Genomic DNA, 25,846 nt, shown 5'->3' on the forward strand with positions numbered 1-25,846 from the left:
TCACCCACCCGGGCGCTGGGCAGCGGGTGCGCGCACGAACTGGCGACCGGTGATCGCGTCGGGCGTGATTCGCAGGAAGTGGGGTTGTGCCCCCGGCGCCCACGAGATGAGGGGCAGGTCCATGACCGCGATGGTCTCGTCCACGGCATGGATCTCGGTGGCACGACCACGGACGACGACGCTCCAGGACTCGGTGTCGTCGTTGTCCTCACCATCGACCTCGAAGGCCACGACGTGGTTGCGCGCGGCCTCGTGCTTGGTGCCCCCGCCGGTCCGGAGGACGATCGTGCCGTGGTCGACGACGTAGTTCACCGGGAAGATGTCCGGCGCGTCGTCATGCACCACGGCCAGGCGTCCGACGCAGGCGCGACGGAGGAGGTCCCAGGACGCATTCGGTGCCAGGATGCGAGCCGTCCGGGTCCCTAGAGGTGCTGAGCTCACCTGGGGCTGACTGGAATTCATGTTGCTCGTCCTTCGCCTTGACCTTCTACGGCTGGATGGTGCCCGGTGCCCTGTGAGGGCACCGGGCGAAGTGGGCGCTCCTACTTGAGGATGGGGTGGCGCTGCACGAAGGGCAGGCGCTCCCACTGGCTGCCGAGACCGAAGGTGCGTCCGGCACCGAGACCGGCGAGCAGGACGAGCACGATCGCGTAGACGAGGTGGTCGTCCATGAACGGGTTGTTGTCCGGGGGCAGGACCGCGCTCCACATCATGACGAGCATGAGGACGCCCGAGCCTGCGGCGATGCGCATGGCGACTCCGAGCATGAGGGCGGCACCGATGCTGGCGAGACCGATCATGAACAACCAGTTGGCCCAAGAGGCGCCGGCGAATCCCTGGTAGAACTCCGCGAGCGGACCCTTGGTGCCGAGCTTGAGGAAGCCCAGCGTCGGTGAGCCCTCGTTGACCCAGGCAGCCGGCCCGAAGGTGTCGACCACGTTGGTCTCCGCGTCACGACCGGTGGAGAACCCGAGGGCGAGGAGCTTGTCGAGGAAGGCCCAGAGGAAGACCCAGCCGAGGGCCAGGCGGGCGACGGCCGCGGACCTGCGGACGATCGTGGGGTAGTGGTCGGGTTCGGTTGCCGCGACGTGGGTGGACTGGACGCCGCTGGCATCGTTGCGAGTTCGGGTGGTGGTGCTCATTGAGTATCTCCCTGAGTGAGCCAGCGGGGTTGTGCTGGTGACTCCACGGTCCCTCGCGCACGGCGATGCGAACAGGGACCAAAGACCCGTCATCCGGGTGGGCCTCGCCGAGCTCGAGGGGTCAGCCGAGCGCGGGAGGCAGGGACATCCGGAAGTCGAGGTGGGCGGGCACGGGCTCGCCGGGACGCAGCCTCTCCCACAACTCGGAGAGCGTCTGGTCACCCTCTGCCAGGTCGGGCACCTCGAGATCCTCGAGGAGGTCGAGGGCAGCACGATCCTCGCCCAAGGCGGCCAGGGCCTGCGCCAGCAGCATTCGGGTACGTCCGTGGCTGCGCACAACGTCCGGCAGGTCCTGCACGGCCGCGACGACCTCGTCGTGGCGGCCGGCGCCTCGCAGCGCCTCGAGAAGCTCGACGGCCAGGCGGCGGTCGTCGGGCGCGAGGGCCAGTGCCTGGCGATACAGCTCGACGCGACGGGAGGGGTCGTCGGACAGCAGGGCCAGCCCTCGGAGCGCCACTGCCGTGGGTTGCAGCTCACAGCTCTGCTCGTATGCCGTGTGCGCACCTTCGAGATCGCCGCGCACGTGCCGCGCGGTGCCGAGTGCGTACTCGACCCACCAGCCGCCTCGTCGGGCACGCGCGGCCTCCAGGCGTGTGACCCACCGGTCCGAGACCACCGGCAGGGTCGGGTGGTCCGCCGAGATGTCGACGAGGGCGCCGGCGTCGTCGTCCTCGACGAGTCGGCGCAGGGGCAGGCTCTCGTCGGCGACCTCCGGGAAGGGCGTGCCCTCAGGACCAGCTGCGTGGCGCAGGGCCAGCTCTGCCCGACCCCACCCTGAGCCGGTGTGGACCAGCTCGGCGGGCGCCGCGTCCGCCACGTCCCGGAGCCAGACATCGTGCTGTCGGCTCAGCCACTCCGGTGGCGCCGCACGGTGGACGGCGTCACGCGCGGCCGCGGCGGCCGTCGGGTAGTCGCCCGCGGCCACGGCCGGGTCGAGGTCGAGGGGGAGGAACGCCTCGGTCCAGCTGCTGTCGTCGCCGTCGAGGAGGTCGTGCTCCAGCTGGGTCGGGCACACCCCGGCCTGGATCTCGAGGTAGCGGGACCCGGCGGAGCCGAGCCACTCCTGCCAACGGCGCCCGCCCGGGCCGTGTCCCCAGAGGAACAGCTTGCGGCCACGCAGGGCGGCGGTGGACGTCTGGCCGATGCCTCGGCCGTCCGGCTCGACGGCCGCGACCATCCGACCCTCCTGGTCGCCGACCTCGTAGAAGTAGTCGGCGGCATACCTGCTGGCCCGGGCGACGCTCACGTCGACCGCATCCGGTGCGTCCGATGCGTCCGGTGCATCCGGAAAGGGGACGGGCACGCGCTCGAGGACTCCGGCGTAGTCGGTGCGCCACGCCGTGCTGGCCGGCACGAGCACCCGCGTGCCCGGCGTCTCGGGAACCGCGATGTTGGTCCAGTAGTACAGAGGCTTGGGTTCGGGATCGGGGTTGTGCACCCGCGTGGATGCCATCAGTCGCGCGCCGCTGAGCCACAGGTCGACCTGGAGGACGAGGTCGCGGGTCCGCTCCCACTCCCAGAGGCGCACGACCGGTCCCAGCGCCGTGTCAAGGACGGCGGCGTGCATCGGCTGGTTCGACAGGGTGGTGTGGCCGGTCGACCCGAGGTTCCACTCGATGCCACCCGCGAACCACGCGTTGGTCAGGCCGAAGTTGGCCCAACGCAGGCGCGAGTTCTGGTGGACCAGGGGCCGGTCCTCCTTCCCGTCATGGAGGGACGCGAGGGACCAGACCCGGCCGCCGAGCGAGGGAAGCACGACGGCCCGCAACACGCCGTTGTCGAGCTCGATGGCGGGCAGCTCGAGGGTCTCGTCGGCCCGGTCGTAGTCGCTCAGCACGCCGTAGGGCAGGGGCGAGGCCAGCGGTCCACGGTGGATCCGCTCCACCATTTCCGCGTCCGCGGCGTCGCTGACTCGTATGGTGGTCGCACCACGCACGGGTGTGATCGCCGCCATCGGACTCGTCGGTCCGGCCGAGGTCCCAGTCACGAGCATGGACCGGAGGCGTGCGGCGGCGGGTCGTTGTTCGGTCATGTCACAAACAGTGCTCGATTGTGAGTGATTGGGTCAACATCCTTGACACAATCAATCACGCCGAGCACGATATGGCCATTGCCACAGATGGCCGTGGTGCCCAACGACGGGTGGTGTTTCCGCCCCGTACCGGAAGTAGGAGTGGATGAACCCTCGAGGCAAGCAAGTGGATCGGCGCACGATCGTGCGCCTGGCGTTCGCGGGAGGCCTCGCGCTTCCTGCTCTGTCCTTGGCTGGCTGTGCCACCGGTGGCGGCGAGTCCGACGACGCCCCCAGCGCTGCGGGTGGGAGCAAGAGCGACACCAACCCCTTCGGCATGGCTGACAAGGCCACCGTCGAGGCCGTCATCTTCAACGGCGGGTACGGCTTCGACTACGTCACCTTCGCGGCCAACCTGGCGCAGAAGAACCAGGCCGGCAGCACGTTCACGGTCAAGCCCTCGACCCAGATCGCGCAGGAGCTCCAGCCGCGCTTCGTCGGCGGCAACCCGCCGGACCTCATCGACAACTCCGGTGCGAACGCGATCGGCCTCAGCACGATCGCCGACCAGCTCGAGGACCTCAAGGACGTCTTCGCCGCCAAGAACCTCGAGGGCACGACGATCCAGGACACGCTCTACCCGGGCGTCGAGTCTCCCGGCACGATCGGCGACAAGCTCGTGGCCATCAACTACGTCCAGACCGTCTACGCGATCTGGTACTCCGCCTCACTCTTCGAGGCCAACGGCTGGACCGCGCCCAAGACGTGGGACGAGGCCATCGACCTCGGTGCCAAGGCCAAGGCCAAGGGCAAGTTCCTCATGCTGTGGGGCAAGGAGGCCGCCACCTACTACCAGACGCTCGCGCTCGCCTCCGCGATGAAGGAGGGTGGCGACGAGGTCCGCCTGTCGTTCGAGAACCTCAAGCCCGACTGCTGGTCGCACCCGGCCATGCAGGGCGTCATCAAGGCGATGGAGACGATCGTCAAGAACGGCTACATGAAGCCCGGTGGCGGTGGCACCCAGTTCACTGCCGCCCAGGCCCAGTGGAGCAACGACCAGGCAGCACTGCTCTACCCGTCGGGATCCTGGATCGAGAACGAGATCAAGGACCAGACCAAGGAGGGCTTCATGATGACGGGCGCCCCGGAGATGACGCTCACCTCCGGCTCGAAGATGCCCTACACGGCTCTGCACTCGGCGGCCGGTGAGCCGTTCATCGTGCCGAGCAAGTCCAAGAACCCCGCCGGGGGCAAGGAGCTGCTGCGGACCATGCTGTCCAAGGAGGCGGCGACGAACTTCGCCAAGACCAAGCTGTCGGCGACCATCGTCAAGGACACCGTCCCCGAGGACGGCTTCGGCTCCACGGCTCTCCAGTCCCAGGGCAAGATGCTCAAGGAGGCCGGCGACGACGTGTTCACCTGGAACTTCGTCGACATCTACGGCATGAACCAGGACCAGCTCGTCCCGTGGAATGCCTTCCTCTCCGGACAGATCGACGCGGCCGCTCTCACGAAGCAGCTGCAGGCCATCACCGACAAGGTCGCCAAGGACTCGTCGGTCAAGAAGGTCGAGGTCAGCTGACCCCTGTGCCCGGCCCTGCACACCTGTGCCGGGCCGGGCACAATCTTGCCCACCCCGTGTCTCGGGCGGGTTGACGCCGCCACGACCGGCACACGCCGGTCCGGCCGATGGAAGCAAGGACACCCATGACCACAGTCATTCCCCCCAGCACGGCGAGCGTGAGGAAGCCACGACGACGGCGTATGCCGTTGGCCCGCAAGGGCTTCCTCCTCGTGACCCTCGGTATCCCGTTCGCCTTCTACACGGTGTTCGTGCTGTGGCCGTTCCTCCAGGCGTTCATCTACTCGCTCACCAACTGGAGCGGGTTCTCCGACACCTTCGACTTCGTCGGGCTCGCGAACTACCAGAACCTGCTCACGGACGACATCTTCCTCAAGGCCGTCCGCAACAACCTGCTCCTCGCGCTGGTCGTCCCCTTCACCACCATCGTGCTGGCCCTGGCCCTGGCCACGATGGTCACGGTCGGCGGGGCAGGCACCGGCGCCGTGCGAGGTCTCAGCCGGTCCTCGCTCTACCGCATCGTCTCGTTCTTCCCCTACACGATCCCGGCCATCGTCATCGGCCTCGTGTGGGCGCAGATGTTCGACCCCTCTGCGGGTCTGGTCAACGGGGTGCTGACCACACTCGGGCTCGACAAGTTCGAGTCCTTCGCCTGGCTCGGTGAGGTCTCCACGGCCATGCCGGTGACGATGTTCGTCATCATCTGGGGCTTCGTCGGCTTCTACATGGTGCTCTTCATCGCCGCCATCAAGGGCATCCCCGCGGAGCTCTATGACGCGGCCCGGGTCGACGGGGCCGGACGCATCCGGATGACGATGATGGTCACCCTCCCGATGGTGCGCGAGACCATCCAGACCGCCTACATCTATCTCGGCATCCTCGCGCTCGACGCGTTCGTCTACATGGCGGCCCTCAACGCGAGCGGCGGCCCGCAGAACTCCACCCTGACGATCACCCAGGACCTGTTCAACACCGCCTTCAAGAAGGGCCAGTTCGGTCTGGCCAGCGCCATGGGCGTCGTCCTTGCCGTGCTGACCCTGCTGTTCGCCGCCACCGTCTTCCTCGTCAACCGCCTCACCGGTGGGAAGGACCGCTGATGTCCACCGAGACCCCCACCAAGGTCACCGCACCGAAGGCCCCCAACACCCCGGAGGGTGAGGCGTCCAGAGGGGACCGCACCGTCTCCGTGGTGTCCCACATCGTGCTGTCGATCTGGACCGTCATCGTCGTGCTCCCGCTGGTCTGGGTCTTCCTGTCGTCGTGGAAGACGACGAGCGAGATCTTCCAGTCGCCGCTGTCGCTGCCCGAGAACTGGTCCTTCGACAACTACGTCAATGCCTGGACCGACTCCAACATCGGCCAGTACATGCTCAACTCGGTCATCGTCGTCACCGCGTCGCTGGTCATCGTCATGGTCCTGGGCTCCGCGGCGGCATACTCCCTCGCGAGGTATCCCTTCCCCGGCAGCAGCATCGTCTACTACCTCATCCTCGCCGGCCTGACCTTCCCGGTCTTCCTCGCGATCGTGCCGCTGTTCTTCGTGCTCAAGAACACCGGACTCCTCAACACCCTGCCGGGACTCATCGCCACCTATGTCGCGTTCGCCTTCCCCTTCACGGTGTTCTTCCTGTTCCCGTTCTTCCGAGCGCTGCCGCAGGAGATCGCCGAGGCCGCAGAGCTGGACGGTGCGGGCGAGTGGCGCACCTTCTTCCAGGTGATGCTGCCGATGGCCCGCCCCGGCATCGTCGCCATCTCGATCTTCAACTTCCTCGGCCTCTGGAACCAGTTCCTCCTGCCGGTGGCCCTCAACACCAACGAGGACAACTACGTCCTCTCGCAGGGGATGGCGCGCTTCGCCTCGCAGGCCGGGTATGCCGTGGACTTCGGCCAGCTCTTCGCGGCCGTGGTCATCACGATCGCCCCCGTGCTGGCGGTCTACATCATCTCGCAGCGCCAGCTCCAGGGATCCCTGTCGCAAGGCACGATGAAGTAGCGGATCACCCTCCGGCTGGTCGTCAGACGCGACCGAGCGGGTCGGTGACCGGGGGAGTGCGTGCCCGGTCACCGTCACGGACGATCGCGCGGTCCGGGAGCCAGACGACGAACGTGCTGCCCACACCGACCTCGCTGAAGAGGTCGATCCGGCCCTCGTGGGACTCGACGACCTGCCGTGAGATCGCCAGTCCCAGCCCGTGACCGCTGTTGTCACTGGCTGGGCCGGTTCGTCCGAACCGGTGGAAGACCCGCTCACGGTCGTCGAGGGCGATGCCCGGACCGCTGTCGCGCACAGCCACCCACGCCCAACCCTGCATCGAACCCGAGGCGATGGTGATGTCCTCGCCACCGGGGGAGAGGCGCACCGCGTTGGCGAGGATGTTGTCGAGGGCTCGCGACAAGGCTTCCGAGTCGGCGATGACGCGAGGACCCGGCGCGAGTCGCCGGTCGAGCCGCAGACCCCGGGCCTGGGCCAGCAGTCGGTGCTCCTCGACGACCTGACCGGCGAGCTCGGACAGGTCCACCTCGCGGTCGACGAAGGCTCCCGACCGGCTGCGCGCCGTGGCGAGGAGGTCGTCGACGAGACTGGCCATCCGGGAGGTGGCTCGTGACACGAGATGGGCTGCGTGGGCACGGTCCCGCGCCGACACGTCCTCACGGGAGAGGACGGCGTCCACGTTGGCCTGGACGACGGCGATGGGGTTGCGCAGCTCGTGCGAGACGTCGTCGACGAGCGCGCGCTGGGCGCCGAACGACTTCTCAAGCCGCCCCAGCATGTCGTCCACGGTGTCGGCGAGGGTGCGCAGCTCGTCATGGGGACCCGTCGCCGCGATGCGCCGGGACAGGTCCGAGGCGGTGATCTCCTGCGCTGTCGTGGTGATGCGACCGACCGGTCGCAGCGCACGACCTGCGACCCACCAGCCGATGACAAGGCTGATGAGGAAGAGCACGGCCAGGGCGATGAAGGAGTACGTCCGCAGGGTCTCGAGGGTGTTGTAGTTGACGTACTCCTGGACGTCGCGGATGTCAGCGGCCTGGAAGTCCTCTCCCGGGCGGTAGCTCACGATCCCGCCGTCCCCCTTCTGGAACTTCTTCACCGTCACCGGGTCGAGCGGCTTCGACTCGATCGAACGTGAGACGGCGAGGTAGACCGCTCCGAGAAGCAGCGAGGTGATGCCGAAGAGCAGGCCCGAGTAGGTCAGGGTGAGCCGGGTGCGGATGGTGCGCGTCCAGGCGGGCGCTCTCACGTCGGGTCGCCTCCCTCGCGCAGCCGGTAGCCCCGTCCGATGACGGTCTCGAGCAGCGGGACCTCGTCCCCGGTGGAGAGCTTGCGTCGCAACGTGCCCACGGTGACGCGCACGGTCTGGGTGAACGGGTCGGCGTTCTCGTCCCACACGTGCTCGAGCAGCTCCTCGGTCGACACGACGTGCCAGGGACGGCTCATGAGGTAGCGCAGGACGCCGAACTCCTTGAGCGTGAGCGACAGCTCGCGCACCCCGCGATGGGCGATCTGGCGGCTGGTGTCGAGGGTGAGGTCCCCGACCCGCAGGACCGACGTGGAGCCGCGGACGTCGCGTCGCAGCAGGGCCCGCAACCTCGCCGTCAGCTCCGGTAGGGCGAACGGCTTGACCAGGTAGTCGTCGGCTCCCACATCCAGACCCCTGACCCGGTCGGGCAGGCCGCTGCGAGCGGTGAGCATGAGGATGCGGACGTCCCGTCCGGAGGGTGTCGGCAGCGCACCCGAGCGCAGCCCCTCGGCGATCTCGAACCCATTGCCGTCGGGCAGCGTGAGGTCGAGCAGGACCATGTCGTATGCCGTGAGGGCGAGCTTCTCGCCCGCCTCCCGTCGCGACGTGGCGAGGTCGACGGCATACCCCTCACGGACCAGGCCGATGCGCAACGCACTGGCCAGGCCTTCCTCGTCCTCGATGATGAGCACCCGCATGGGCTCACCGTAGCCGCGGCCGGACGCCTCGTCCCAACGCCCTTTCGGTGCCCTTTCTCCGCTCTTGCCCCTCGTTTTCGCACCCTCTTGATGGTCTGGGTCCACGGCCCGCCACGGCGGCGGGCCAGCCCACCCAGCCGGATCCCGAGGAGCGATCATGACCAACCACGACGACCACACCTTCAGCTCGACGCCCGGACCCGACGAGGACACCGCTCCCCGCGCCAGGCGGTTCGCCGTCGCCGGCGCCGCGGCACTCATGCTCGCGCTGGGAGGTGCGGGGGCGGCATACGCCGTCGGTGGAGGGGGTGCGGATGCGGAGGGCATCCAGTACGGCACCTTCGTCGAGTCGCCCGCCGGGCCCGGTGCGACCGGCGTCGCCGACCGTGAGGACTGCCCCGAGAAGGACGGCAGCGGATCGGGAAGCCTTTCGGCCACCCCCGAGACTCCTGACGCGGGCACGCTGTGACGCAAGAGCAACGGTTGGCGCAGCCGCAGTCCGGTGGCGCAGCGCTCGAACGCACCCTCTTCGAGGTGAAGAAGGTCGTCGTCGGGCAGGACCACATGGTCGAGCGGATGCTCGTCGGCCTCATCGCCCGCGGGCACGTCCTCCTCGAGGGCGTGCCCGGTGTGGCGAAGACCCTTGCCGTCCGGACCCTTGCGGAGGCCATCGGTGGGACGTTCAGCCGGCTCCAGTTCACCCCCGACCTCATGCCTGGCGACATCGTCGGCACGCGGGTCTGGCGTCCGTCGAGCGACGCGTTCGACACCGAGCTCGGGCCGATCTTCGCCAACCTCGTCCTCGCGGACGAGATCAACCGCGCGCCCGCCAAGGTGCAGTCGGCCCTGCTCGAGGCCATGGCCGAGCGCCAGGTGACGATCGGTGGCAGGACGTTCGGGCTGCCCTCCCCGTTCCTCGTGCTCGCGACCCAGAACCCGATCGAGTCCGAGGGCGTCTACCAGCTCCCCGAGGCGCAACGGGACCGGTTCCTCCTCAAGGTCGACGTGGGCTACCCCACCGACGTGGAGGAGCTGACGATCCTGCAGCGCATGAGCGTGGACCCGCCGCGGGCCCACCTCACCCTCGAGCTCGAGGAGGTCCAGGAGCTGCAGCGAGCTGCCGACAGGGTCTTCGTCCACCACGCGGTCGCGCAGTATGCCGTCGGGCTCGTCATCGCGACCCGTGAGCCGCACCGGTTCGGGCTGGGCCACCTCGACGGTGTCGTCGACTTCGGCGTCAGTCCCCGCGCCACGCTGGGCCTCGTCGCAGCGGGCCGGGCGCTCGCCCTGCTCCGCGGCCGCGACTACGTCCTACCGGGCGACATCGCCGACATCGCCCCCGACGTCCTCTCCCACCGCATCGTGCTGTCCTTCGAGGCGGTCGCCGACGGTGTCGACCCACGAGCCGTCGCGGGCGCGGTCCTCGCGGCCGTGCCGGTCCCGGAGGTGGCTCCGACGCAGCACGACTCGGTCGTGGCCGGTGCAGCACCGCCGACCGGACAGGGCGGCCATGGCTGACCCGGCGCGCGACCCGTCCCGCACCGGGGACCGGGCCTTCAAGGCGCTCGACCTCGTCGTCCGACGTCGTCTCAACGGCCTGCTGCAGGGTGACCGCGCCGGCACCCGGCTGGGCGCCGGATCGGAACCGGAGGAGGTCGTCCGCTACCGGGCGGGCGAGGACGACGTGCGCCGGATGGACTGGAACGTCACCGCGCGCACGGGCGAGCCGCACGTCTGGCGTCCCCTCGCCGAGCACGAGCTCGACACGTGGGTGCTCGTCGACGAGACGCCGAGCATGGACTTCGGCACGGCCCTGAGCGAGAAGCGGGACGTGGCGGGATGGGTCGCCGGGTCCGTCGGCCTGCTGACCGACGGCCCCGGCAACCGGGTCGGCGTCGCGCACCTCACCCCGACCGGCCTCCAGTGGGACGCACCGCTCCCCGGCAGGGTCAGCGCCCGTCGCACCCTCAGGTCGGTGACCGGTGCCCCTCGCGCCGACCGCCGGGTCGACACGACGACTCTGGGGGAGGCGATCACCGCGCTCGAGCGGCGGCACCGACGACCGGGACTGCGAGTCGTCGTCAGCGACTTCGTCGACCCCGACGGCGCCACCGAGCGACCGTTCACCTGGGAGCCGGCCCTGCGTCGGCTCTCGGCGCGGCACGACGTGATCGTCGTCGAGGTGCTCGACCCCCGCGAGCTGGAGCTGCCCGACCTCGGGCTCGTCGTCCTGCGGGACCCGGAGTCCGGACGAGCGCGTGAGGTGCACACGACGCCGGTGCTGAGGCAGCGCTATGCCGAGCTCGCGGCACGGCACCGAGCGGCCGTCGCCGATGCCGTCAGGGCGAGCGGTGCCGGTCACGTGGTCGTCCGCACCGACTCGGACTGGGTGCGCGACCTGGCCCGCTACATCCTCTCCCGGCGTCGAACGCGCCGTGTCGACCGGAAGGTTCGATGATGCAGCTCCTCTCACCCCTGTGGCTCCTCCTTCTCATCCCGCTGGCGGCGCTGGCATTCACCTATGTCGTCCTGCAACGACGCAGACGCAGGTATGCCGTCCGGTTCGCTGCGCTCCCTCTGCTGGACAAGGTGGCGCCCCAGCAGCCCGGCTGGCGCCGCCATGCGCCGGCTGCCGCGTTCCTTCTCGCCCTCACGGCCCTCGGGCTGGCTGCGGCGCGGCCGGTCATCGACGTCCGCGTGCCCCATGAACGCGCCACCGTCATCGTGGCCATCGACGTGTCGCGCTCGATGGAGGCGACCGATGTCGAGCCCAACCGCATGGAGGCCGCCCGCAATGCCGCGGCGGCGTTCATCGAGAACCTCCCGGAGACGTTCAACGTCGGACTCGTCACGTTCGCCGGATCCACGTCCGTGCTCGCTGCCCCGACGACCGACCACGACTCCGTGGCAGCGACTCTGGACAACCTCCCCATGGCCAACAGCACGGCGATCGGAGAGGCGGTCTTCACCTCGCTCGACCAGGTGGCGTCGATGGCCGAGGGGGAGGCAGACGTCGACGTGCCCGCGCGGATCGTCCTGTTGTCCGACGGCACGAACACCTCGGGCCGCAGCCCGGACGAGGCGGCGACCGCTGCGACCGAGGCCGCGGTCCCGGTCTCGACGATCGCCTACGGCACCCAGGACGGCACGGTCGAGCTCCAGGGGCAGGTCATCCCGGTCCCCGTCGACGTCGAGTCCCTCGCCACGCTTGCCGAGGGCACCGGCGGGCAGGCCTACACGGCCGAGAGCGGGGACGAGCTCGCCGAGGTCTATGACGACATCGGCTCGTCCATCGGGTGGCGCACCGAGCCACGCGAGATCACGCCCTACCTCTCAGCCCTCGGATTCCTCCTCGGTCTGGCAGCCGGAGCCATGTCGCTCCGGTGGTTCGCCCGCCTCCCGTGAACACCCCCTCAGGAGAAGACATGTCGCTCATGCCTCCAGGCCACACCCCCACCAGTGGCCAGGCCAGCCCGCAACGATGGCTCGGCCTCGGGCAGCCGGCGGGACCGGACTTCCTCCGCCGTGCCCTTCCCGACCGGCCCGCCCCGGCGGGCCCTCCGGACTCGACCGGGAGTGCAACGGTGCCCCCCGGTCGGGAGCGGCGACGCAGCCGGCTCCCCGCGCTCCTCCTGGCATCAGCGCTGTCAGGCGGACTCGCGGGTGCCGGCGCAGCCGTCGTGCTCGGCCCGGACGACGCCCCTACGTCCGGGCCGAGCATCGTCGCCCAACCTCCCACGCGACGCGCACCCGCGTCCGGCGCGGGCACGGAGGAGGCCGCGGCGCAGACGATCCTGCCGAGCGTGGTCCAGATCCGGGCCGGGCGCTCCACCGGGTCGGGCTTCGTCCTCGACGACCGCGGCCACGTCATGACGAACCACCACGTCATCGAGGGGGAGTCGTCGGTGACCCTCCAGCTCGCCAGCGGCCGCACGGTGAGGGCCACCGTCGTCGGAAGCAGCGAGGAGGACGACATCGCCGTCCTGCGCGCCGACCCACAGGCTCTCGAGCCGGCGCAGATCGGGCAGTCCTCCGCCCTCCGGATCGGTCAGCCGGTCATCGCCGTCGGGTCCCCGCTGGGCCTCGACGGCACGGTCACGGCCGGCATCGTGAGCACGGTGGAGCGGTCGGCGCGACTCGGGGGAGGCGCGAGCCAACGCGTCATCCAGACCGACGCCTCAGTCAACCCCGGCAACTCCGGCGGCCCGCTCGTCAACCTCGACGGCCAGGTCGTCGGTGTCAACACGGCGATCGCCACCATCAGCGGACGGGCCTCGGGGTCGATCGGGATCGGCTTCGCCGTGCCCATCGACCGGGCCGTCGACGTCGCCGAGGAGATCATCGACGGGTGAGGCGGTGCCGCACGACCAGCGGGAGCACCCACCAGTTGACGGCGAACACCGTCACGGCGACGGCGACGGCGGTGAGCGCGACACCTCGACCCATGACGACGTCGAAGATGAGGAAGGTCGCCGCGGTGATGCTGATGGCCAGGACGACGAGCCCGGTGCGAGCAGCGATGTCGGCGAAGCGCACGAGCTCGGCCTTCGCGTGCCGCCGGAACATCAACCGGTGCGCACTCACCGGCGCGACGAAGAGGGCTGTGGCGAGGACCGCGGTCGCGAGCGCGGCGAGGTAGGCGTTGCGCTGGACCTCGGTGATCGTCGCGAAGCGCTGCTGGAAGGGAAGCGTCAGCAGGAAGCCGGCGAGGAGCTGGACCCCCGTCTGGGTGACCCGCAGCTCCTGCAGCAGCTCGTCCCAGTTGCGGTCGAAGCGCTCGGTGTCGGTCTCGTCCCTGTCGGCGGCGGGTGCGGATTCCATCGTCTGACCGTACCCATTCCGTCAGCCGACACGCTGGACCAACAGGGCGACGCCCTGGCCGCCGCCGACGGCGATGGTCGCGAGCCCCAGCTCGGGGCCGTCGTGGCGGACCATCTGGCTGAACAGCCGGACTGCCAGCACGGCACCGGACGCAGCCCACGGATGGCCCAGCGCGAGAGCGCCACCCTCGACGCACACCCGTTCGTCGTCGAGCCCGAGCTCGTCGCAGCACGCCAGCACCTGGGCGGCGAAGGCCTCGTTGACCTCGACCACCCCCACGTCGTCGAGCCCCACACCGTTGCGGCGCAGCAGGTCTCGCACGGCTGGCACCGGCCCGACCCCCGGGAGGTTGGGGTCCGAACCGGTCGTTGCCCAGTCGATGCAGGCAAGACCCGGTATGCCGTCCGCCCGCCGCTGTGCCTCGGTCACCAGCACGACCGTGGCGGCACCGTCGTTGATCCCGCAGGCGTTGCCCGCAGTGACGGTGCCCCCGACCGTGAAGGCTGAGGGGAGTCGGGCGAGGGTCTGGAGGCGAAGGCTGGTGCGGACGCGTTGGTCAGCCGACAGCTGGGGAAGCGGCACGAGCTCGTCGTCGAAGCGGCCGGCAGCGCGGGCCGCGGCCGCGCGGGAGTGGGAGCGGACGGCATACGCGTCCTGTCGTTCACGCGTGATGCCCCAGCGGCGAGCGACGTCGTCGGCGGCGGCGCCCATCTCGGGGTCGCCGAACTCCGTCGGCGCAAAGGGTGCGCGCGAATAGCGCTGCGGCACAGCGTCATCAGCGGCGGGCCAGAAGCGCCATGGCGCCGTGCTGGCGCTCTCAGCGCCACCGGCGAGCGCAGTCTCGACGGAGCCGGAGCGGACGAGCGCACACGCCGTGGTGAGGGCGGCCAGCCCGCTCCCGCACTGCAGGTCGACGGTCATGGCGGGCGTCGCGACGTCGAACCCGGCCGCCAGGGTAGCGACGCGCGCGACGTTGCCACCCGGTCCCATGCAGTTGCCCAGGACGACGTGCGCGGGTGCGGTGAGCCCGGCGTCGGCGGCGGTGGCTCGCAGGGTGGGAGCGGCCAGGCCGATGACGTCGACGTCGCGCAGGGCGAGCCCGGCGGTGCCGATGGGGGTGCGTCGTGCGGCGACGATGACGGGGGTCCGGTCGTCGATCACGCCGTGGGCTCCATGGCACGCTCGGCCGCGAGGCGGCTGCGAACCTCCGCGCGGTCGACCTTGCCGGCCGCTGTCAGGGGCAGCTCGGTCCAGACGTGCCAGCGTCGAGGAACGTGCGTTCGTGTCACGAGCTCGGCTGTGCGGGAACGCAGCTCGTCGAGGTCGAGGGGGCGGGCGCCGAGGACGACGACCTCGAGCAGCTCGCCCAGCTCGGCATGGGGCGAGCCGACGGCCACAGCCGCGCTGATCCCCGGGAGGGCGAGGACAGCGGCTTCCACATCGGCGCACAACACCGTCGCGCCCCCTGTCGTCACGGCGTCGTCGCCGCGACCGAGGACGACGAGCCCGAGGTCGTCGTCGAGACGCCCTCGGTCACCGACGGTTGCCCAGCCGTCGGCGTCACGGACCAGGGGACCCCACTGCCCGGGTGCATACCCGTCGGCGAGCCATGGGCTTCGCGCCCAGACCACTCCGTCGCGCACCCCCACCTCGACCTCGGGGAAGGGGTCCAGCCGACCCTCGACCCGCATCGCCACAAAGCTGAGCTCCGCGGCTCCGTAGTAGTCGACGACGTGCACCCCGGCCGCCTCGGCACGCCGTCGCACGGCCTCGGGCAGTGCGGCGCCGGCACAGACGACGGTGCGCAGCCGGCCGAGGTCACGGGCGAGCAGGCCGGCGAGCATCGCCGGTGTGAGGTGCGCGAGCGTGCACGTGGCCAGCGCCGACTCGGCGTCGCGCAGGCTCCACCGGGGCAGGTTCACGGCCTCCGCGCCGACGTGGGCCAGATGCGCACGGGCGAACGCGAACATCGACCCGCTCGGCGGCGCCGGCACGAGCACCCGGTCTGTCGCCACCGTCCCGGTCAGCCGGCTGACGTGGTCGAAGCTCGCCTCCCACGACGCCAGTGAGCGGTGCACCGTGCGAGCCGCCGCTGTCGTCCCGGACGTGCTCAGCTCGAGCCACGCGCGGCCATGGGCCTCTTGGAGCACCCCCATCTCGCGGAGGGCGGCCCGGGCCGGAGTGTCACGCACGGCGCCACGCTCTCACATCCGTCAAGAACGCGTCAGGGACTGTCAGGGACTCGTCAAGGGCGCGTGATGTCCCCGCGCGCAGTCGTTGACTGCAGAGGTGATCGAGAACCTCATCGGCGCAGTCGCCGGCATCGCAGTCCTGGCCTACCTCGTGTACGCCCTCATCCGACCGGACAAGTTCTGATGGGTGACACCGTGAGCGGACTGCTCACTCTCGGCGTGCTCATCGCCATGCTCGCCGCCGTGGGGCTCCCGCTCGGCGCGTGGCTGGCGACGACGCTCACGGACACCGCGCACTGGCGGGTCGAGCGGATCGTGCATCGCCTCGTGCGCGTCGACGCTGACGCGGAACAGAGCTGGAAGTCGTATGCCGTGAGCGTCATCGCGTTTTCTCTCACCGGGATCGCACTGCTCTTCGCGCTCATCACGAGCCAGGGTCGTCTGCCCCTGTCGCAGGGAACCGACGGCATGTTCTGGCACACGGCCCTCAACACCGCCATGTCGTTCGTGACCAACACGAACTGGCAGTCGTATGCCGGCGAGGTGGGTGTCGGTCCGCTCGTCCAGACCGTGGGTCTCGCCGTCCAGAACTTCGTCTCCGCTGCCGTCGGCATCGCCGTCGTGGGCGCCCTGATGCGAGCCATCGCCCGCTCGAGCGCGCAGACGATCGGCAACTTCTGGGTCGACGTCACTCGCGTCGTGGTCCGCGTGCTGCTGCCGGGCGCGTTCTTGGGTGCCGCGGTGCTCATGGTCGGTGGGGTCATCCAGAACCTGCGGTCCCCCATGACCGTGTCCGGCCTTGACGGTGCCGAACAGGTCATTCGCGGTGGCCTCGTCGCCTCCCAGGAGGCCATCAAGCAGCTCGGCACCAACGGCGGCGGCTACTTCAACGCCAACTCCGCGCACCCCTTCGAGAACCCCACCGCCTTCACCAACCTCGTCCAGATCTTCCTCATGCTGCTCATCCCCTTCGCGCTGACGCGCACCTTCGGGATCGTCGTGGGCGACCGACGTCAGGGGTGGGCCCTCACCGCCTTCGCCTGCACCCTCTGGCTCGGCAGTGTCGCCCTCACCACATGGGCCGAGCTGAGTGCAGCCTCGGGTCCCGCGGGATCGATGGAGGGCAAGGAGGTGCGCTTCGGCCTCTGGAGCTCGACCCTCTTCGCAGCTTCCACGACGGGAACGTCGACGGGCGCGGTCAACTCGCTGCACGAGAGCTACAGCCCGCTGGGCGGTGGCGTCGTCCTCGGCAACATGCTGCTCGGGGAGGTCTCGCCCGGTGGTGTGGGATCCGGGCTCTACGGGATCCTCGTCATCGCGATCCTGTCCGTGTTCGTCGCGGGCCTCATGGTGGGCCGGACCCCCGAATACCTCGGCAAGACGATCGGTCGCCGCGAGATCACCTTCGCCGCGCTCTACTCGCTCGTCATGCCGGTGCTCGTCCTCGGCTTCACCGGTGCGTCGCTGGCGATGGCCGGGCCGCGCGAGACGATGACCGCCAGCGGACCGCACGGCCTGACCGAAGTGCTCTACGCCTACGCGTCCGCAGCCAACAACAACGGCAGTGCCTTCGCGGGCCTGGGTGCTGACAACCCCTGGTACAACCTCACGCTCGCAGTGTGCATGCTCCTCGGGCGCTTCCTCCCGATGCTGCTCGTGCTCCGTCTCGCCGGCCTTCTCGTCGAGCAGAGGAAGCGCCCCGACACGGCGGGAACCATGCCCACGCACACGCCGCTCTTCGTCGGACTGCTCATCGGCATCGCCCTCATCCTCGCCGGGCTCACCTTCTTCCCGGCTCTCGCACTCGGTCCCCTCGCGGAGGCACTCGCATGAACACCTCAACCATCGCCGCTGTCGCTCCACAGGCCCTGGTGAAGCTCGACCCACGACACGTGTGGCGATCCCCGGTGATCTTCGTCGTGTGGATCGGATCGGTCCTCACGACGGCACTGGCCCTCGTCGACCCCAGCATCTTTGCGTGGTCGATCGCCGGGTGGCTCTGGGCGACAGTGCTCTTTGCCAATGCGGCAGAGGCTGTCGCGGAGGGCCGCGGCAAGGCGCAGGCAGCGAGCCTGCGGGCCTCGAAACGGGACGCTGTCGCCCGCCGGCTCACGCGCTCCGGTGAGGAGAGCGTGCCGGGCAGCGAGCTCCGCATCGGCGACGAGGTGGTCGTCGAGGCGGGGGAGGTCATCCCCGGCGACGGCGACGTCGTCGAGGGTGTCGCCACGGTCGACGAGTCGGCCATCACCGGCGAGTCCGCGCCGGTCATCCGCGAGTCCGGTGGCGACCGGAGCGCGGTGACCGGCGGCACGACCGTGCTGTCCGACCGCATCGTCGTGCGCATCACCACGAAGCCGGGGGAGAGCTTCATCGACCGGATGATCGCCCTCGTCGAGGGTGCAGACCGGCAGAAGACGCCCAACGAGGTGGCCCTGACGATCCTGCTCACGACGCTGACCGTCATCTTCCTGGCCAGCGTCATGGCCATCCAGCCGTTCGCGGCCTACTCGGGCGAGCTCCAGCCGGTCATCGTGCTCATCGCCCTGCTCGTCTGCCTCATCCCGACGACGATCGGAGCCCTGTTGTCCGCCATCGGGATCGCCGGCATGGACCGTCTCGTGCAGCGCAACGTCCTCGCGATGTCCGGCCGTGCCGTCGAGGCGGCCGGCGACGTCTCCACCCTGCTCCTCGACAAGACGGGCACGGTCACCTTCGGCAACCGGCAGGCGCACGAGATCCTGCCCGTCGAGGGAGGCGAGGGAGGCAGCTCGCTCGCGCAGACGGCATACCTGTCCTCGCTCGCCGACCTCACGCCCGAGGGGCGATCCATCGTCACGCTGAGCCGCTTGCTGGGCGGCATCGACGACGACCGCAGCGCCGAGTCGCTCAGCCGCCAGGGCGCGGTCGTCCACGAGTTCAGCGCCACCACCCGCATGAGTGGCGTCGACCTGCCCGACGGCACGCGCATCCGCAAGGGTGCCGGGTCAGCAGTGGCGGCGTGGGTCGCGTCCGAGGGTGGCGTCGTGCCACCGGTCGTGGACGAGCTCGTCGCGCGGATCGCCGAGTCCGGGGGCACGCCCCTGGTCATCGCGAGCGTCTCGCCGGGCGAGGGCGCCAAGGCCGTGGGCGTCATCCACCTCAAGGACGTCGTCAAGCCCGGGATGAAGGAGCGCTTCGACATGTTGCGCGCCATGGGCATCCGCACGGTCATGATCACCGGCGACAACCCGCGCACGGCCGCGGCCATCGCCCGCGAGTCCGGTGTCGACGACTTCCTCGCCGAGGCCAGCCCCGAGGACAAGCTGCGGCTCATCCGCAGCGAACAGGAGGGGGGCCGGCTCGTCGCCATGACCGGCGACGGCACCAACGACGCACCCGCGCTGGCGCAGGCCGACGTGGGCGTGGCGATGAACACCGGGACGTCGGCGGCCAAGGAGGCGGGCAACATGGTCGACCTCGACTCGGACCCGACGAAGCTCATCGAGATCGTCGAGATCGGCAAGCAGCTGCTCATCACCCGTGGCGCCCTCACGACCTTCTCGATCGCGAACGACATCGCGAAGTACTTCGCGATCATCCCGGCGATGTTCGTCGTTCTCTTCCCCGGTCTGGATGCCCTCGACATCATGGACCTGGGCTCTCCCAAGAGCGCCATGCTCTCGGCCGTGATCTTCAACGCGCTCATCATCCTCGCGCTGATTCCGTTGGCGCTCAGAGGCGTTCGCTATCGCCCCGCAAGCGCGGCAGCCCTGCTGCGCCGCAACCTGCTCGTCTATGGCCTGGGCGGCGTCATCGTGCCGTTTCTCGGCATCAAGCTCATCGACCTCGTCGTCTCCCTGCTCCCCGGAATGTCGTGACCGCCATGCCTTTCGTCCGTCAGCTCCTCGCCGCCCTGCGCATGATGCTCGTCCTCACGCTCGTCCTCGGCGTGCTCTATCCCGCCCTCGTGTGGGGGCTGGTCCGCGGCGTCGCCCGCGACCAGGCCGATGGCTCCCTCACCACCCGTGACGGGCAGGTGATCGGATCCAGCCTGCTCGGGCAGGCGGTCACCGACCCGGCCCTGTTCCACCCGCGACCGTCGGTGAACGAGTATGCCGGCGGGGTCAGTGGCGGATCCAACCTCGCCGAGTCGTCACAGGACCAGGCCACAGCGGTCGCCGAGCGGCGTGCGGCATACGCCGAGATCGCCGTAGGCGAACCCACAGGCGATGCGCTGACCGCCTCGGCCAGCGGTCTGGACCCGCACATCAGCCCGGCGTTCGCGAAGGCACAGGTCACTCGCGTCGCGGCCGCGGCGGGCCTCGACCGCTCGGTGGTGGCCCGGCTCGTCGAGGACCACACTGCTGGCCGGCAGCTGGGCTTCCTGGGCGAACCTCGCGTCAACGTGCTCGAGCTCAACCTCGCGCTCCGGGACCTGAAGAGGCCGGGCACAATCAAGCCATGACGAGAGGCGCGCTACGGGTCTACCTCGGGAGCGCTCCCGGTGTGGGCAAGACCGTCGCCATGCTGTCGGAGGCACAGCGCCGCATCGACCGGGGCACGGACGTCGTCATCGGTGTCTGCGAGAGCCACGGGCGAGCGTTCACGGCGTCGATGGCCGAGGGCATCGAGGCGCTGCCTCTGCGCCGGGTCGAGCACCGCGGCGTCGTCCTCACCGAGCTCGACGTGGAGGCGGTGGTGAACCGACGGCCGGAGGTCGTGCTCGTGGACGAGCTCGCCCACACCAACGCACCGGGCGCGCCGCACGGGAAGCGGTGGCAGGACGTCGACGAGATCCTGGAGGCCGGCATCGACGTCATCTCCACCGTCAACATCCAGCACCTCGAGTCGCTCAACGACGTGGTCGAGTCGATCACCGGGGTGCGCCAGCTCGAGACGGTTCCGGACGAGTTCGTCCGCGGAGCGGACCAGGTCGAGCTCGTGGACATGTCACCGGAGGCGTTGCGACGCCGACTCGCACACGGCAACGTGTATGCCGCCGAGAAGGTCGACGGAGCCCTGGCCCAGTACTTCCGGGTCGGCAACCTCTCGGCCCTGCGTGAGCTGTCGCTGCTGTGGGTCGCGGACCGGGTGGAGGAGGGTCTGACCCGCTACCGCGCGGCCCAGGGCATCACCGAGTCGTGGCCCACCCGCGAACGGGTCGTCGTCGCGCTCACGGGAGGCCCCGAGGGCCGGACGTTGCTGCGTCGCGGCGCGCAGATCGCCTCTCGAGGTTCCGGTGGCGAGCTGATCGCCGTCCACGTCACGGCCTCGGACGGGCTCGTGGCCGCCGAGATCGACGAGGTGGAGGCGTTGCGCCGTCTCACGAGCGAGCTCGGCGGGACCTTCCAGACGGTGCGCGGCGACGACACCGCCGACGCGCTGCTGGCCTTCGCGCGGGGGGTCAACGCACGACAGGTCGTCATCGGTGCGTCCCGGCGCAAGCGGTGGCAGGAGCTCCTCAGCCCGGGCGTCGGCCAGCAGGTGGTCGCGGACTCCGGCGACATCGACGTGCAGCTCGTGAGCCATGACTGGACGAGATCCGTGAAGGCTCCGCTGCGCATCGGCCCCGAGCTCGGTCGACGACGCACTGCGGCCGGCTGGGTGATGGCGCTGCTCGGGCCGGTGCTCCTGACCTGGCTGCTCGACCTCACCGGCCAGTGGCACGACCTGCCGCTCGAGGTGCAGCTCTTCCTCCTCCTGACCGTGTGCACGGCACTGGTGGGCGGCCTGTGGCCGGCCCTCGTGACCGCCGGTGCGTCGAGCCTGCTCATCAACTGGTTCTTCACGGAGCCGCGTCACACGCTGACGATCTCGGACCCGCAGAACCTCGTGGCACTCTCCGTCTTCCTCGGGGTCGCGATCGCGGTCTCGTCGGTCGTGCACCTCAGCGTGCGTCGGGCCGCTGCCGCGCGAGCCGCCCAGCGCGAGGCGGCCGCGCTGGCCTCGTCTGCCGAGTCGTTGCTGGGGGAGGAGGACCAGCTCCAGGCGCTCCTCCTCCAGGCGGTGGAGTTCTTCGGCCTCGACTCCGCCGCGGTCGTGTCCCGCGCGAGCGTGCGCGAGGAGTGGGCCGTGCTGGGCGCCACCGAGGGGTTCGACGTCTCCCAGGTGAGGGACGCGTCGGTGCAGGCGAGCATCGACGACGAGCGCAGCCTGGTGCTGTCCGGTCGGGTGCTCACGGCCGACGACCGACGCCTCGTCTCCGCCTTCACGGCGCGCGCCGGCGCGGTCCTGCACCGGGCCGAGCTCCTCCGCGAGGCGGCCAGGGCCAAGGCGCTGGCCAAGGACAACCGCTCGCGCACGGCCCTGCTGGCAGCGGTCTCGCACGACCTTCGCACCCCCTTGGCGGCGATCAAGGCAGGTGCCTCCAGCCTGCGGGCGCAGGACGTGTCGTTCAGCGACGCCGACCGGGCCGACCTCCTCGAGAGCATCGAGCAGTCCGCCGACCGGCTCACGGGCCTCGTGGCCAACCTGCTCGACCTGTCCCGGCTCCAGGGTGGAGCCGTGACGCCTCGCCCGGAGCGACTGTCCCTGCGAGAGGTCGTCGAGGACGTCAGTGCCGGTCTCACCACCACGGGAGTGGTCCGGTCGACGATGTCGTCCGCCGTGCCGCCCGTGGTCGCCGATCGCGGCCTGCTCGAACGGGTCCTCGCCAACGTCCTCGAGAACGCCCAGAGGCACTGGGCCGGCGAGGTCGTCGTCACCGGCGCGGCCCTGTCGGACCGGGTGCAGCTGCGCATCGTGGACCGTGGTCCCGGCGTGCCGCGAGCGGCCAAGGAGACGATCTTCGCGCCGTTCCAGCGGTTCGGCGACGCGCCCCGCGGCAATGGCGTCGGCCTCGGTCTCGCGGTGGCGCGTGGTCTCATGGACGCCATGAACGGGACGATCTCGGCCGAGGACACCCCCGGCGGCGGCCTCACCATCGTCCTCGAGCTGCCCCGTGCCGACCCGGTGGGTCACGGAGCCCCAGACGTCGCCGAACGCGAGACGTGGTCGTGAGCCGGATCCTCGTGGTCGACGACGAACCCCACCTCGTGCGAACCCTCGCCATCAACCTGCGTGCCCGCGACTACGAGGTCGAGACCGCAGGCGACGGCCGCTCGGCCCTCCAGGCCGTCCACGACCAGACACCTGACCTCGTCATCCTCGACCTCGGACTGCCCGACATCGACGGCGTCGACGTGCTGCGCGGCATCCGGGAGGGGTGGCAGGTCCCGGTCATCGTCCTCTCGGCGCGCGCCGACTCCATCGACAAGGTCGAGGCGCTCGACCTCGGCGCCGACGACTACGTCACCAAGCCCTTCGCGGTCGACGAGCTCCTGGCGCGGATCCGGGTGGCCCTGCGCCGCACCCAGGACGAACGCACGCCGGCGCTGGACCCGTTCGTCACGGACCACTTCGCCCTCGACTTCACGGAGCGTCGGGCGAGCGTCGGCTCCGAGGTCGTCCGGCTCACGCCGACCGAGTGGAGCCTCCTCGAGGTGCTGGCTCGCCACGCGGGTCACCTCGTGCCCCAGCGGGACCTGCTGCGTGAGGTCTGGGGTCCGCACTACGGGCGCGAGTCCAACTACCTGCGCGTCTACGCCAACCAGCTGCGCCGCAAGCTCGAGCCCGATCCGTCCGACCCGCGCTACCTCGTCACCGAACCGGGCCAGGGCTACCGGCTGATGGACGACCTGCCCGCCGATGCCCCGGACGGCGCCTAGCATCGACGCCGTGGCATGGGCGAGGTTCAGCTCCCTCGACGGGGGAGCCATCGAGTGCAGTGGCGTCGACGTCGTCACCCACGACATCGACGACCTCACCTCCGGCTTCTGGACCGTCACCGTCACCTTCGAGGGCGAGCTCACCGCTGTCCGCATGTCCGAGGTCTCCCGTGCGCGCCACGACGAGCCGAACGCGATGGCGGCCGGCGCTGCCTGGCCGGGCGTGGGAGGCGAGTGGACGAGCAGCCTGGACGACACGGCATACGTCGAAGGTGTCCAGGAGATCCGCGAGCGGATCGCGCGCGGCACCGTCTACCAGGTCAACCTCTGTCGCGTGCTGAGCACCGACGTCGGCGAGCTCGGCATCCGGACTCTGGGCGATGTTCTCGCACAGGGCAACCCGGCTCCGTATGCCGCGACGATCGACATCCCCGAGGCAGGGCTCGAGATCGCGTGCGCGTCGCCGGAGGCCTACCTCGTGCGGCGCGGTGCCACCGTGACGTCGAGTCCCATCAAGGGCACGGCCGCGACCGCCAGTGAGATGTTGCCCAAGGACTTCGCCGAGAACGTCATGATCGTGGACCTCGTCCGCAACGACCTCCAGCACGTATGCCGTCCGGGCACCGTCCGTGTCGACCACCTGTGCCGGATGGAGCAGCATCCGGGGCTGGTGCACCTCGTGTCGGACGTGACGGGGGAGCTGCGGGAGGGCGCGACGTGGCGCGAGCTGCTCGATGCCTCGTTCCCGCCCGGGTCGGTCTCGGGGACCCCGAAGCACACGGCGCTGCAGACGATCTCGGACCTCGAGCCCGTCGAGCGGGGGCCCTACTGCGGCGCGATCGGGTGGATCGACGCCGACCGAGACGAGGCGCTGCTGGCCGTGGGGATCCGCACGTTCTGGGTGGATCGTGACGAGTCGGGCCAGCGGAGGCTGCGGTTCGGCACGGGGGCCGGGATCACCTGGGGGTCGGATCCACAGGGGGAGCTGCGCGAGACAGAGCTCAAGGCGGCGCGTCTGGTGTCTCTGGCCGGAGGCACATCTGGGATGGTTGGACCATGAACGCAGTGCGGGTGTGGGTCGATGGCCAGGTCGTCGATGCGGAGGCGCCGTCGGTGCGCGCGCTGGACCATGGCGTGACGGTTGGGGACGGGGCCTTCGAGACGTGCAAGATCGTGCGCGGCGAGGCGTTCGCGATGACGCGGCACCTGCGCCGTCTCGGACGCACCCTCTCGGGGCTCGGCCTTCCGCCGGTGGACGAGGACCGCGTGCGTGAGGGCGTCGAGGCCGTGCTGTCCACGGGCGAGGCCATCGCGTTCGGGCGGGTGCGCATCACCGTGACCGGGGGAGCGGGGCCACTGGGTTCGGACCGCAACGAGTCGCCGGCCACGATCATCGTCGCCGCCACGGAGTCGGCGGCCCACGCCCCCTCCGCGGCCGTCGTCACCGTCCCGTGGGTGCGCAACGAGCGAGCCGCGACGGTCGGCCTCAAGACCACCTCCTATGCCGAGAACGTCATCGCCGTCACACACGCCCGCTCGCTCGGCGCCGAGGAGGCACTGCTCGCCAACACGCGCGGCGAGCTGTGCGAGGGCACCGCCTCCAACGTCTTCGTCGTGACCGACGGGGTGCTGCGCACACCGCCCCTGGACAGTGGCTGCCTCGCCGGCATCACCCGTGAGCTCACGATCCAGTGGTGCCGTGACGCCGGTCTCGAGGTCGTCGAGGAGAGGCTGCCCTTCGAGGTGCTGCAGACCGCCGACGAGGTCATCATCACCAACTCATCCCGCGACGTGCAGGGGGTGCACCTCGTCGACGAGCGCCGACTCGTCGCGCCAGGACCCGTGACCGCGCGAGCCGTCGACGTGTGGCGCACTGCCGAGGCCGACCTCGGGATGGACCCGTGAGTGTGCCGCCTCCCGCTGGCGAGGCGCGAGAGGACGTGGGGGCCGAGCAGCATGCCGACGCCCCGGAGGACGACTGGGCCTGGCGTCGCAGGCTCAGGGCGAACCCGACGACGGCAAAGGTCTATCGCATCGGGGTCTTCATCGCCGGACTCCTCATCGTGGTCGTCGGCCTTGCGCTCATCCCGTTCCCCGGGCCGGGGTGGCTCATCGTCATCGCCGGCCTTGCGATCTGGGCGACCGAGTTCGAGAGGGCCCAACGTGTCCTCGAGTTCGTCAAGAAGAACCTCCGCATGTGGGAGGAGTGGGTCAAGCGCCAGAACCTCTTCGTCAAGGGTCTCGTCGGCGTCGTCGGCCTCGTCTTCATCGCCACCGTGCTGTGGCTGACCTTCCACTTCTCCGGGATCCCAGGGTTCTTCCCCGACGGGCTCGAGAGCTGGATGCGGACCACCGCCCGGATCTGAGCAGCCTCGCGATCGGGCGCTTGGCACCCTGATTTCGCCGGGGGAGG

At 70.1% G+C, this 25,846-nt stretch carries 25 protein-coding genes; 17 read left to right on the plus strand and 8 right to left on the minus strand.

What is annotated here, in order from left to right:
• From ACFQW8_RS16195 to ACFQW8_RS16205, 3 genes are all read right to left on the minus strand, one after another.
• On the minus strand, positions 1-462 hold the full coding sequence (locus ACFQW8_RS16195; RefSeq protein WP_380089155.1) for a pyridoxamine 5'-phosphate oxidase family protein: 462 nt from the start codon (positions 460-462) through the stop codon (positions 1-3).
• A gap of 80 nt (positions 463-542) precedes the next feature.
• Complete coding sequence (locus ACFQW8_RS16200) at positions 543-1,142, minus strand: hypothetical protein (RefSeq protein ID WP_380089156.1); 600 nt, start codon at positions 1,140-1,142, stop codon at positions 543-545.
• Positions 1,143-1,263: 121 nt separating this feature from the next.
• The gene (locus ACFQW8_RS16205; protein ID WP_380089158.1) at positions 1,264-3,234 is read right to left on the minus strand and encodes a DUF5107 domain-containing protein; all 1,971 of its coding nucleotides are present in this window, start codon (positions 3,232-3,234) and stop codon (positions 1,264-1,266) included.
• A gap of 145 nt (positions 3,235-3,379) precedes the next feature.
• Here ACFQW8_RS16205 and ngcE point away from each other — a divergent pair, with 145 nt between their 5' ends.
• From ngcE to ACFQW8_RS16220, 3 genes are all read left to right on the plus strand, one after another.
• Positions 3,380-4,795: an N-acetylglucosamine/diacetylchitobiose ABC transporter substrate-binding protein gene (gene ngcE, locus ACFQW8_RS16210; protein ID WP_380089159.1), complete on the plus strand. Its 1,416-nt coding sequence runs from the start codon at positions 3,380-3,382 to the stop codon at positions 4,793-4,795.
• Between the two features lie 125 nt (positions 4,796-4,920).
• Positions 4,921-5,892 (plus strand): carbohydrate ABC transporter permease, encoded by a 972-nt coding sequence (locus ACFQW8_RS16215; protein ID WP_380089161.1) that lies wholly within the window; start codon positions 4,921-4,923, stop codon positions 5,890-5,892.
• On the plus strand, positions 5,892-6,788 hold the full coding sequence (locus tag ACFQW8_RS16220) for a carbohydrate ABC transporter permease (RefSeq protein ID WP_380089163.1): 897 nt from the start codon (positions 5,892-5,894) through the stop codon (positions 6,786-6,788). The genes ACFQW8_RS16215 and ACFQW8_RS16220 overlap by 1 nt, the downstream gene beginning before the upstream one ends.
• 22 nt (positions 6,789-6,810) lie before the next feature.
• Here ACFQW8_RS16220 and ACFQW8_RS16225 read toward each other — a convergent pair whose 3' ends face one another.
• Together ACFQW8_RS16225 and ACFQW8_RS16230 are read right to left on the minus strand one after the other, a co-directional pair.
• Entirely contained in the window at positions 6,811-8,037 is a 1,227-nt protein-coding gene (locus ACFQW8_RS16225) for a sensor histidine kinase (protein WP_380089165.1), read from the minus strand.
• A complete protein-coding gene (locus ACFQW8_RS16230; protein WP_380089167.1) occupies positions 8,034-8,735 on the minus strand; it encodes a response regulator transcription factor in 702 nt (233 codons plus the stop codon). Before ACFQW8_RS16230 ends, ACFQW8_RS16225 begins: the two co-directional genes overlap by 4 nt.
• 157 nt (positions 8,736-8,892) lie before the next feature.
• On the opposite strand from ACFQW8_RS16230, the gene ACFQW8_RS16235 reads away from it, so the two are divergent.
• Genes ACFQW8_RS16235 through ACFQW8_RS16255 form a run of 5 tightly spaced genes read left to right on the plus strand, consistent with a single transcriptional unit; the run spans position 8,893 to position 13,087 of the window.
• A complete protein-coding gene (locus tag ACFQW8_RS16235; protein WP_380089168.1) occupies positions 8,893-9,204 on the plus strand; it encodes a hypothetical protein in 312 nt (103 codons plus the stop codon).
• Positions 9,201-10,253, plus strand: a complete 1,053-nt coding sequence (locus tag ACFQW8_RS16240; RefSeq protein WP_380089169.1) for an AAA family ATPase — start codon at positions 9,201-9,203, stop codon at positions 10,251-10,253. The genes ACFQW8_RS16235 and ACFQW8_RS16240 overlap by 4 nt, the downstream gene beginning before the upstream one ends.
• Entirely contained in the window at positions 10,246-11,193 is a 948-nt protein-coding gene (locus ACFQW8_RS16245; protein WP_380089171.1) for a DUF58 domain-containing protein, read from the plus strand. The genes ACFQW8_RS16240 and ACFQW8_RS16245 overlap by 8 nt, the downstream gene beginning before the upstream one ends.
• Positions 11,193-12,140: a VWA domain-containing protein gene (locus ACFQW8_RS16250; RefSeq protein ID WP_380089173.1), complete on the plus strand. Its 948-nt coding sequence runs from the start codon at positions 11,193-11,195 to the stop codon at positions 12,138-12,140. Before ACFQW8_RS16245 ends, ACFQW8_RS16250 begins: the two co-directional genes overlap by 1 nt.
• Positions 12,141-12,160: 20 nt before the next feature.
• Positions 12,161-13,087 carry a S1C family serine protease gene (locus ACFQW8_RS16255; protein ID WP_380089174.1) on the plus strand — a complete coding sequence of 309 codons (927 nt, stop codon included), beginning with the start codon at positions 12,161-12,163 and terminating at the stop codon, positions 13,085-13,087.
• Here ACFQW8_RS16255 and ACFQW8_RS16260 read toward each other — a convergent pair.
• Genes ACFQW8_RS16260 through ACFQW8_RS16270 form a run of 3 tightly spaced genes read right to left on the minus strand, consistent with a single transcriptional unit; the run spans position 13,074 to position 15,748 of the window.
• Positions 13,074-13,556 (minus strand): DUF6328 family protein, encoded by a 483-nt coding sequence (locus tag ACFQW8_RS16260; RefSeq protein ID WP_380089176.1) that lies wholly within the window; start codon positions 13,554-13,556, stop codon positions 13,074-13,076. The two genes, ACFQW8_RS16255 and ACFQW8_RS16260, sit on opposite strands and share 14 nt — an antisense overlap.
• 21 nt (positions 13,557-13,577) lie before the next feature.
• The gene (locus ACFQW8_RS16265; protein WP_380089178.1) at positions 13,578-14,717 is read right to left on the minus strand and encodes a thiolase family protein; all 1,140 of its coding nucleotides are present in this window, start codon (positions 14,715-14,717) and stop codon (positions 13,578-13,580) included.
• A complete protein-coding gene (locus tag ACFQW8_RS16270; protein WP_380089180.1) occupies positions 14,714-15,748 on the minus strand; it encodes a class I adenylate-forming enzyme family protein in 1,035 nt (344 codons plus the stop codon). Before ACFQW8_RS16270 ends, ACFQW8_RS16265 begins: the two co-directional genes overlap by 4 nt.
• Before the next feature lie 85 nt (positions 15,749-15,833).
• Here ACFQW8_RS16270 and kdpF point away from each other — a divergent pair, with 85 nt between their 5' ends.
• From kdpF to ACFQW8_RS16315, 9 genes are read left to right on the plus strand one after another with little or no spacing between them, the layout of a single operon-like run.
• Positions 15,834-15,932 carry a K(+)-transporting ATPase subunit F gene (gene kdpF / locus ACFQW8_RS16275; protein WP_380089182.1) on the plus strand — a complete coding sequence of 33 codons (99 nt, stop codon included), beginning with the start codon at positions 15,834-15,836 and terminating at the stop codon, positions 15,930-15,932.
• Positions 15,932-17,581 (plus strand): potassium-transporting ATPase subunit KdpA, encoded by a 1,650-nt coding sequence (gene kdpA, locus ACFQW8_RS16280; protein WP_380089184.1) that lies wholly within the window; start codon positions 15,932-15,934, stop codon positions 17,579-17,581. Before kdpF ends, kdpA begins: the two co-directional genes overlap by 1 nt.
• The gene (gene kdpB / locus ACFQW8_RS16285) at positions 17,578-19,605 is read left to right on the plus strand and encodes a potassium-transporting ATPase subunit KdpB (RefSeq protein WP_380089185.1); all 2,028 of its coding nucleotides are present in this window, start codon (positions 17,578-17,580) and stop codon (positions 19,603-19,605) included. Before kdpA ends, kdpB begins: the two co-directional genes overlap by 4 nt.
• A gap of 5 nt (positions 19,606-19,610) precedes the next feature.
• Entirely contained in the window at positions 19,611-20,192 is a 582-nt protein-coding gene (gene kdpC / locus ACFQW8_RS16290) for a K(+)-transporting ATPase subunit C (RefSeq protein WP_380089186.1), read from the plus strand.
• Positions 20,189-22,726 (plus strand): DUF4118 domain-containing protein, encoded by a 2,538-nt coding sequence (locus tag ACFQW8_RS16295; RefSeq protein WP_380089188.1) that lies wholly within the window; start codon positions 20,189-20,191, stop codon positions 22,724-22,726. The genes kdpC and ACFQW8_RS16295 overlap by 4 nt, the downstream gene beginning before the upstream one ends.
• Complete coding sequence (locus ACFQW8_RS16300) at positions 22,723-23,433, plus strand: response regulator transcription factor (protein WP_380089189.1); 711 nt, start codon at positions 22,723-22,725, stop codon at positions 23,431-23,433. Before ACFQW8_RS16295 ends, ACFQW8_RS16300 begins: the two co-directional genes overlap by 4 nt.
• Positions 23,434-23,443: 10 nt before the next feature.
• Positions 23,444-24,493 (plus strand): chorismate-binding protein, encoded by a 1,050-nt coding sequence (locus ACFQW8_RS16305; RefSeq protein WP_380089190.1) that lies wholly within the window; start codon positions 23,444-23,446, stop codon positions 24,491-24,493.
• Positions 24,490-25,338 carry an aminotransferase class IV gene (locus tag ACFQW8_RS16310; RefSeq protein WP_380089192.1) on the plus strand — a complete coding sequence of 283 codons (849 nt, stop codon included), beginning with the start codon at positions 24,490-24,492 and terminating at the stop codon, positions 25,336-25,338. Before ACFQW8_RS16305 ends, ACFQW8_RS16310 begins: the two co-directional genes overlap by 4 nt.
• Positions 25,335-25,799 (plus strand): TIGR02611 family protein, encoded by a 465-nt coding sequence (locus tag ACFQW8_RS16315; protein ID WP_380089194.1) that lies wholly within the window; start codon positions 25,335-25,337, stop codon positions 25,797-25,799. Before ACFQW8_RS16310 ends, ACFQW8_RS16315 begins: the two co-directional genes overlap by 4 nt.
• Positions 25,800-25,846 lie beyond the last annotated feature (47 nt).

It is taken from the genome of Knoellia altitudinis, from assembly GCF_042666355.1.
Classification (GTDB): domain Bacteria; phylum Actinomycetota; class Actinomycetes; order Actinomycetales; family Dermatophilaceae; genus Knoellia; species Knoellia altitudinis.

Excerpts from the sequence above, each read along its gene's own strand:
- ACFQW8_RS16245 (WP_380089171.1), top strand. The coding sequence starts at position 10,246 with ATGGCTGACCCGGCGCGCGACCCGTCCCGCACCGGGGACCGGGCCTTC.
- ACFQW8_RS16310 (WP_380089192.1), top strand. The coding sequence starts at position 24,490 with ATGAACGCAGTGCGGGTGTGGGTCGATGGCCAGGTCGTCGATGCGGAG.
- ACFQW8_RS16295 (WP_380089188.1), top strand. The coding sequence starts at position 20,189 with ATGACGAGAGGCGCGCTACGGGTCTACCTCGGGAGCGCTCCCGGTGTG.
- ACFQW8_RS16205 (WP_380089158.1), bottom strand. The coding sequence starts at position 3,234 with ATGACCGAACAACGACCCGCCGCCGCACGCCTCCGGTCCATGCTCGTG.
- ACFQW8_RS16220 (WP_380089163.1), top strand. The coding sequence starts at position 5,892 with ATGTCCACCGAGACCCCCACCAAGGTCACCGCACCGAAGGCCCCCAAC.
- ACFQW8_RS16260 (WP_380089176.1), bottom strand. The coding sequence starts at position 13,556 with ATGGAATCCGCACCCGCCGCCGACAGGGACGAGACCGACACCGAGCGC.
- kdpA (WP_380089184.1), top strand. The coding sequence starts at position 15,932 with ATGGGTGACACCGTGAGCGGACTGCTCACTCTCGGCGTGCTCATCGCC.
- kdpB (WP_380089185.1), top strand. The coding sequence starts at position 17,578 with ATGAACACCTCAACCATCGCCGCTGTCGCTCCACAGGCCCTGGTGAAG.
- ACFQW8_RS16195 (WP_380089155.1), bottom strand. The coding sequence starts at position 462 with ATGAATTCCAGTCAGCCCCAGGTGAGCTCAGCACCTCTAGGGACCCGG.
- ACFQW8_RS16200 (WP_380089156.1), bottom strand. The coding sequence starts at position 1,142 with ATGAGCACCACCACCCGAACTCGCAACGATGCCAGCGGCGTCCAGTCC.
- ACFQW8_RS16230 (WP_380089167.1), bottom strand. The coding sequence starts at position 8,735 with ATGCGGGTGCTCATCATCGAGGACGAGGAAGGCCTGGCCAGTGCGTTG.
- ngcE (WP_380089159.1), top strand. The coding sequence starts at position 3,380 with ATGAACCCTCGAGGCAAGCAAGTGGATCGGCGCACGATCGTGCGCCTG.
- ACFQW8_RS16250 (WP_380089173.1), top strand. The coding sequence starts at position 11,193 with ATGCAGCTCCTCTCACCCCTGTGGCTCCTCCTTCTCATCCCGCTGGCG.
- ACFQW8_RS16255 (WP_380089174.1), top strand. The coding sequence starts at position 12,161 with ATGTCGCTCATGCCTCCAGGCCACACCCCCACCAGTGGCCAGGCCAGC.
- ACFQW8_RS16235 (WP_380089168.1), top strand. The coding sequence starts at position 8,893 with ATGACCAACCACGACGACCACACCTTCAGCTCGACGCCCGGACCCGAC.
- kdpC (WP_380089186.1), top strand. The coding sequence starts at position 19,611 with ATGCCTTTCGTCCGTCAGCTCCTCGCCGCCCTGCGCATGATGCTCGTC.
- ACFQW8_RS16215 (WP_380089161.1), top strand. The coding sequence starts at position 4,921 with ATGACCACAGTCATTCCCCCCAGCACGGCGAGCGTGAGGAAGCCACGA.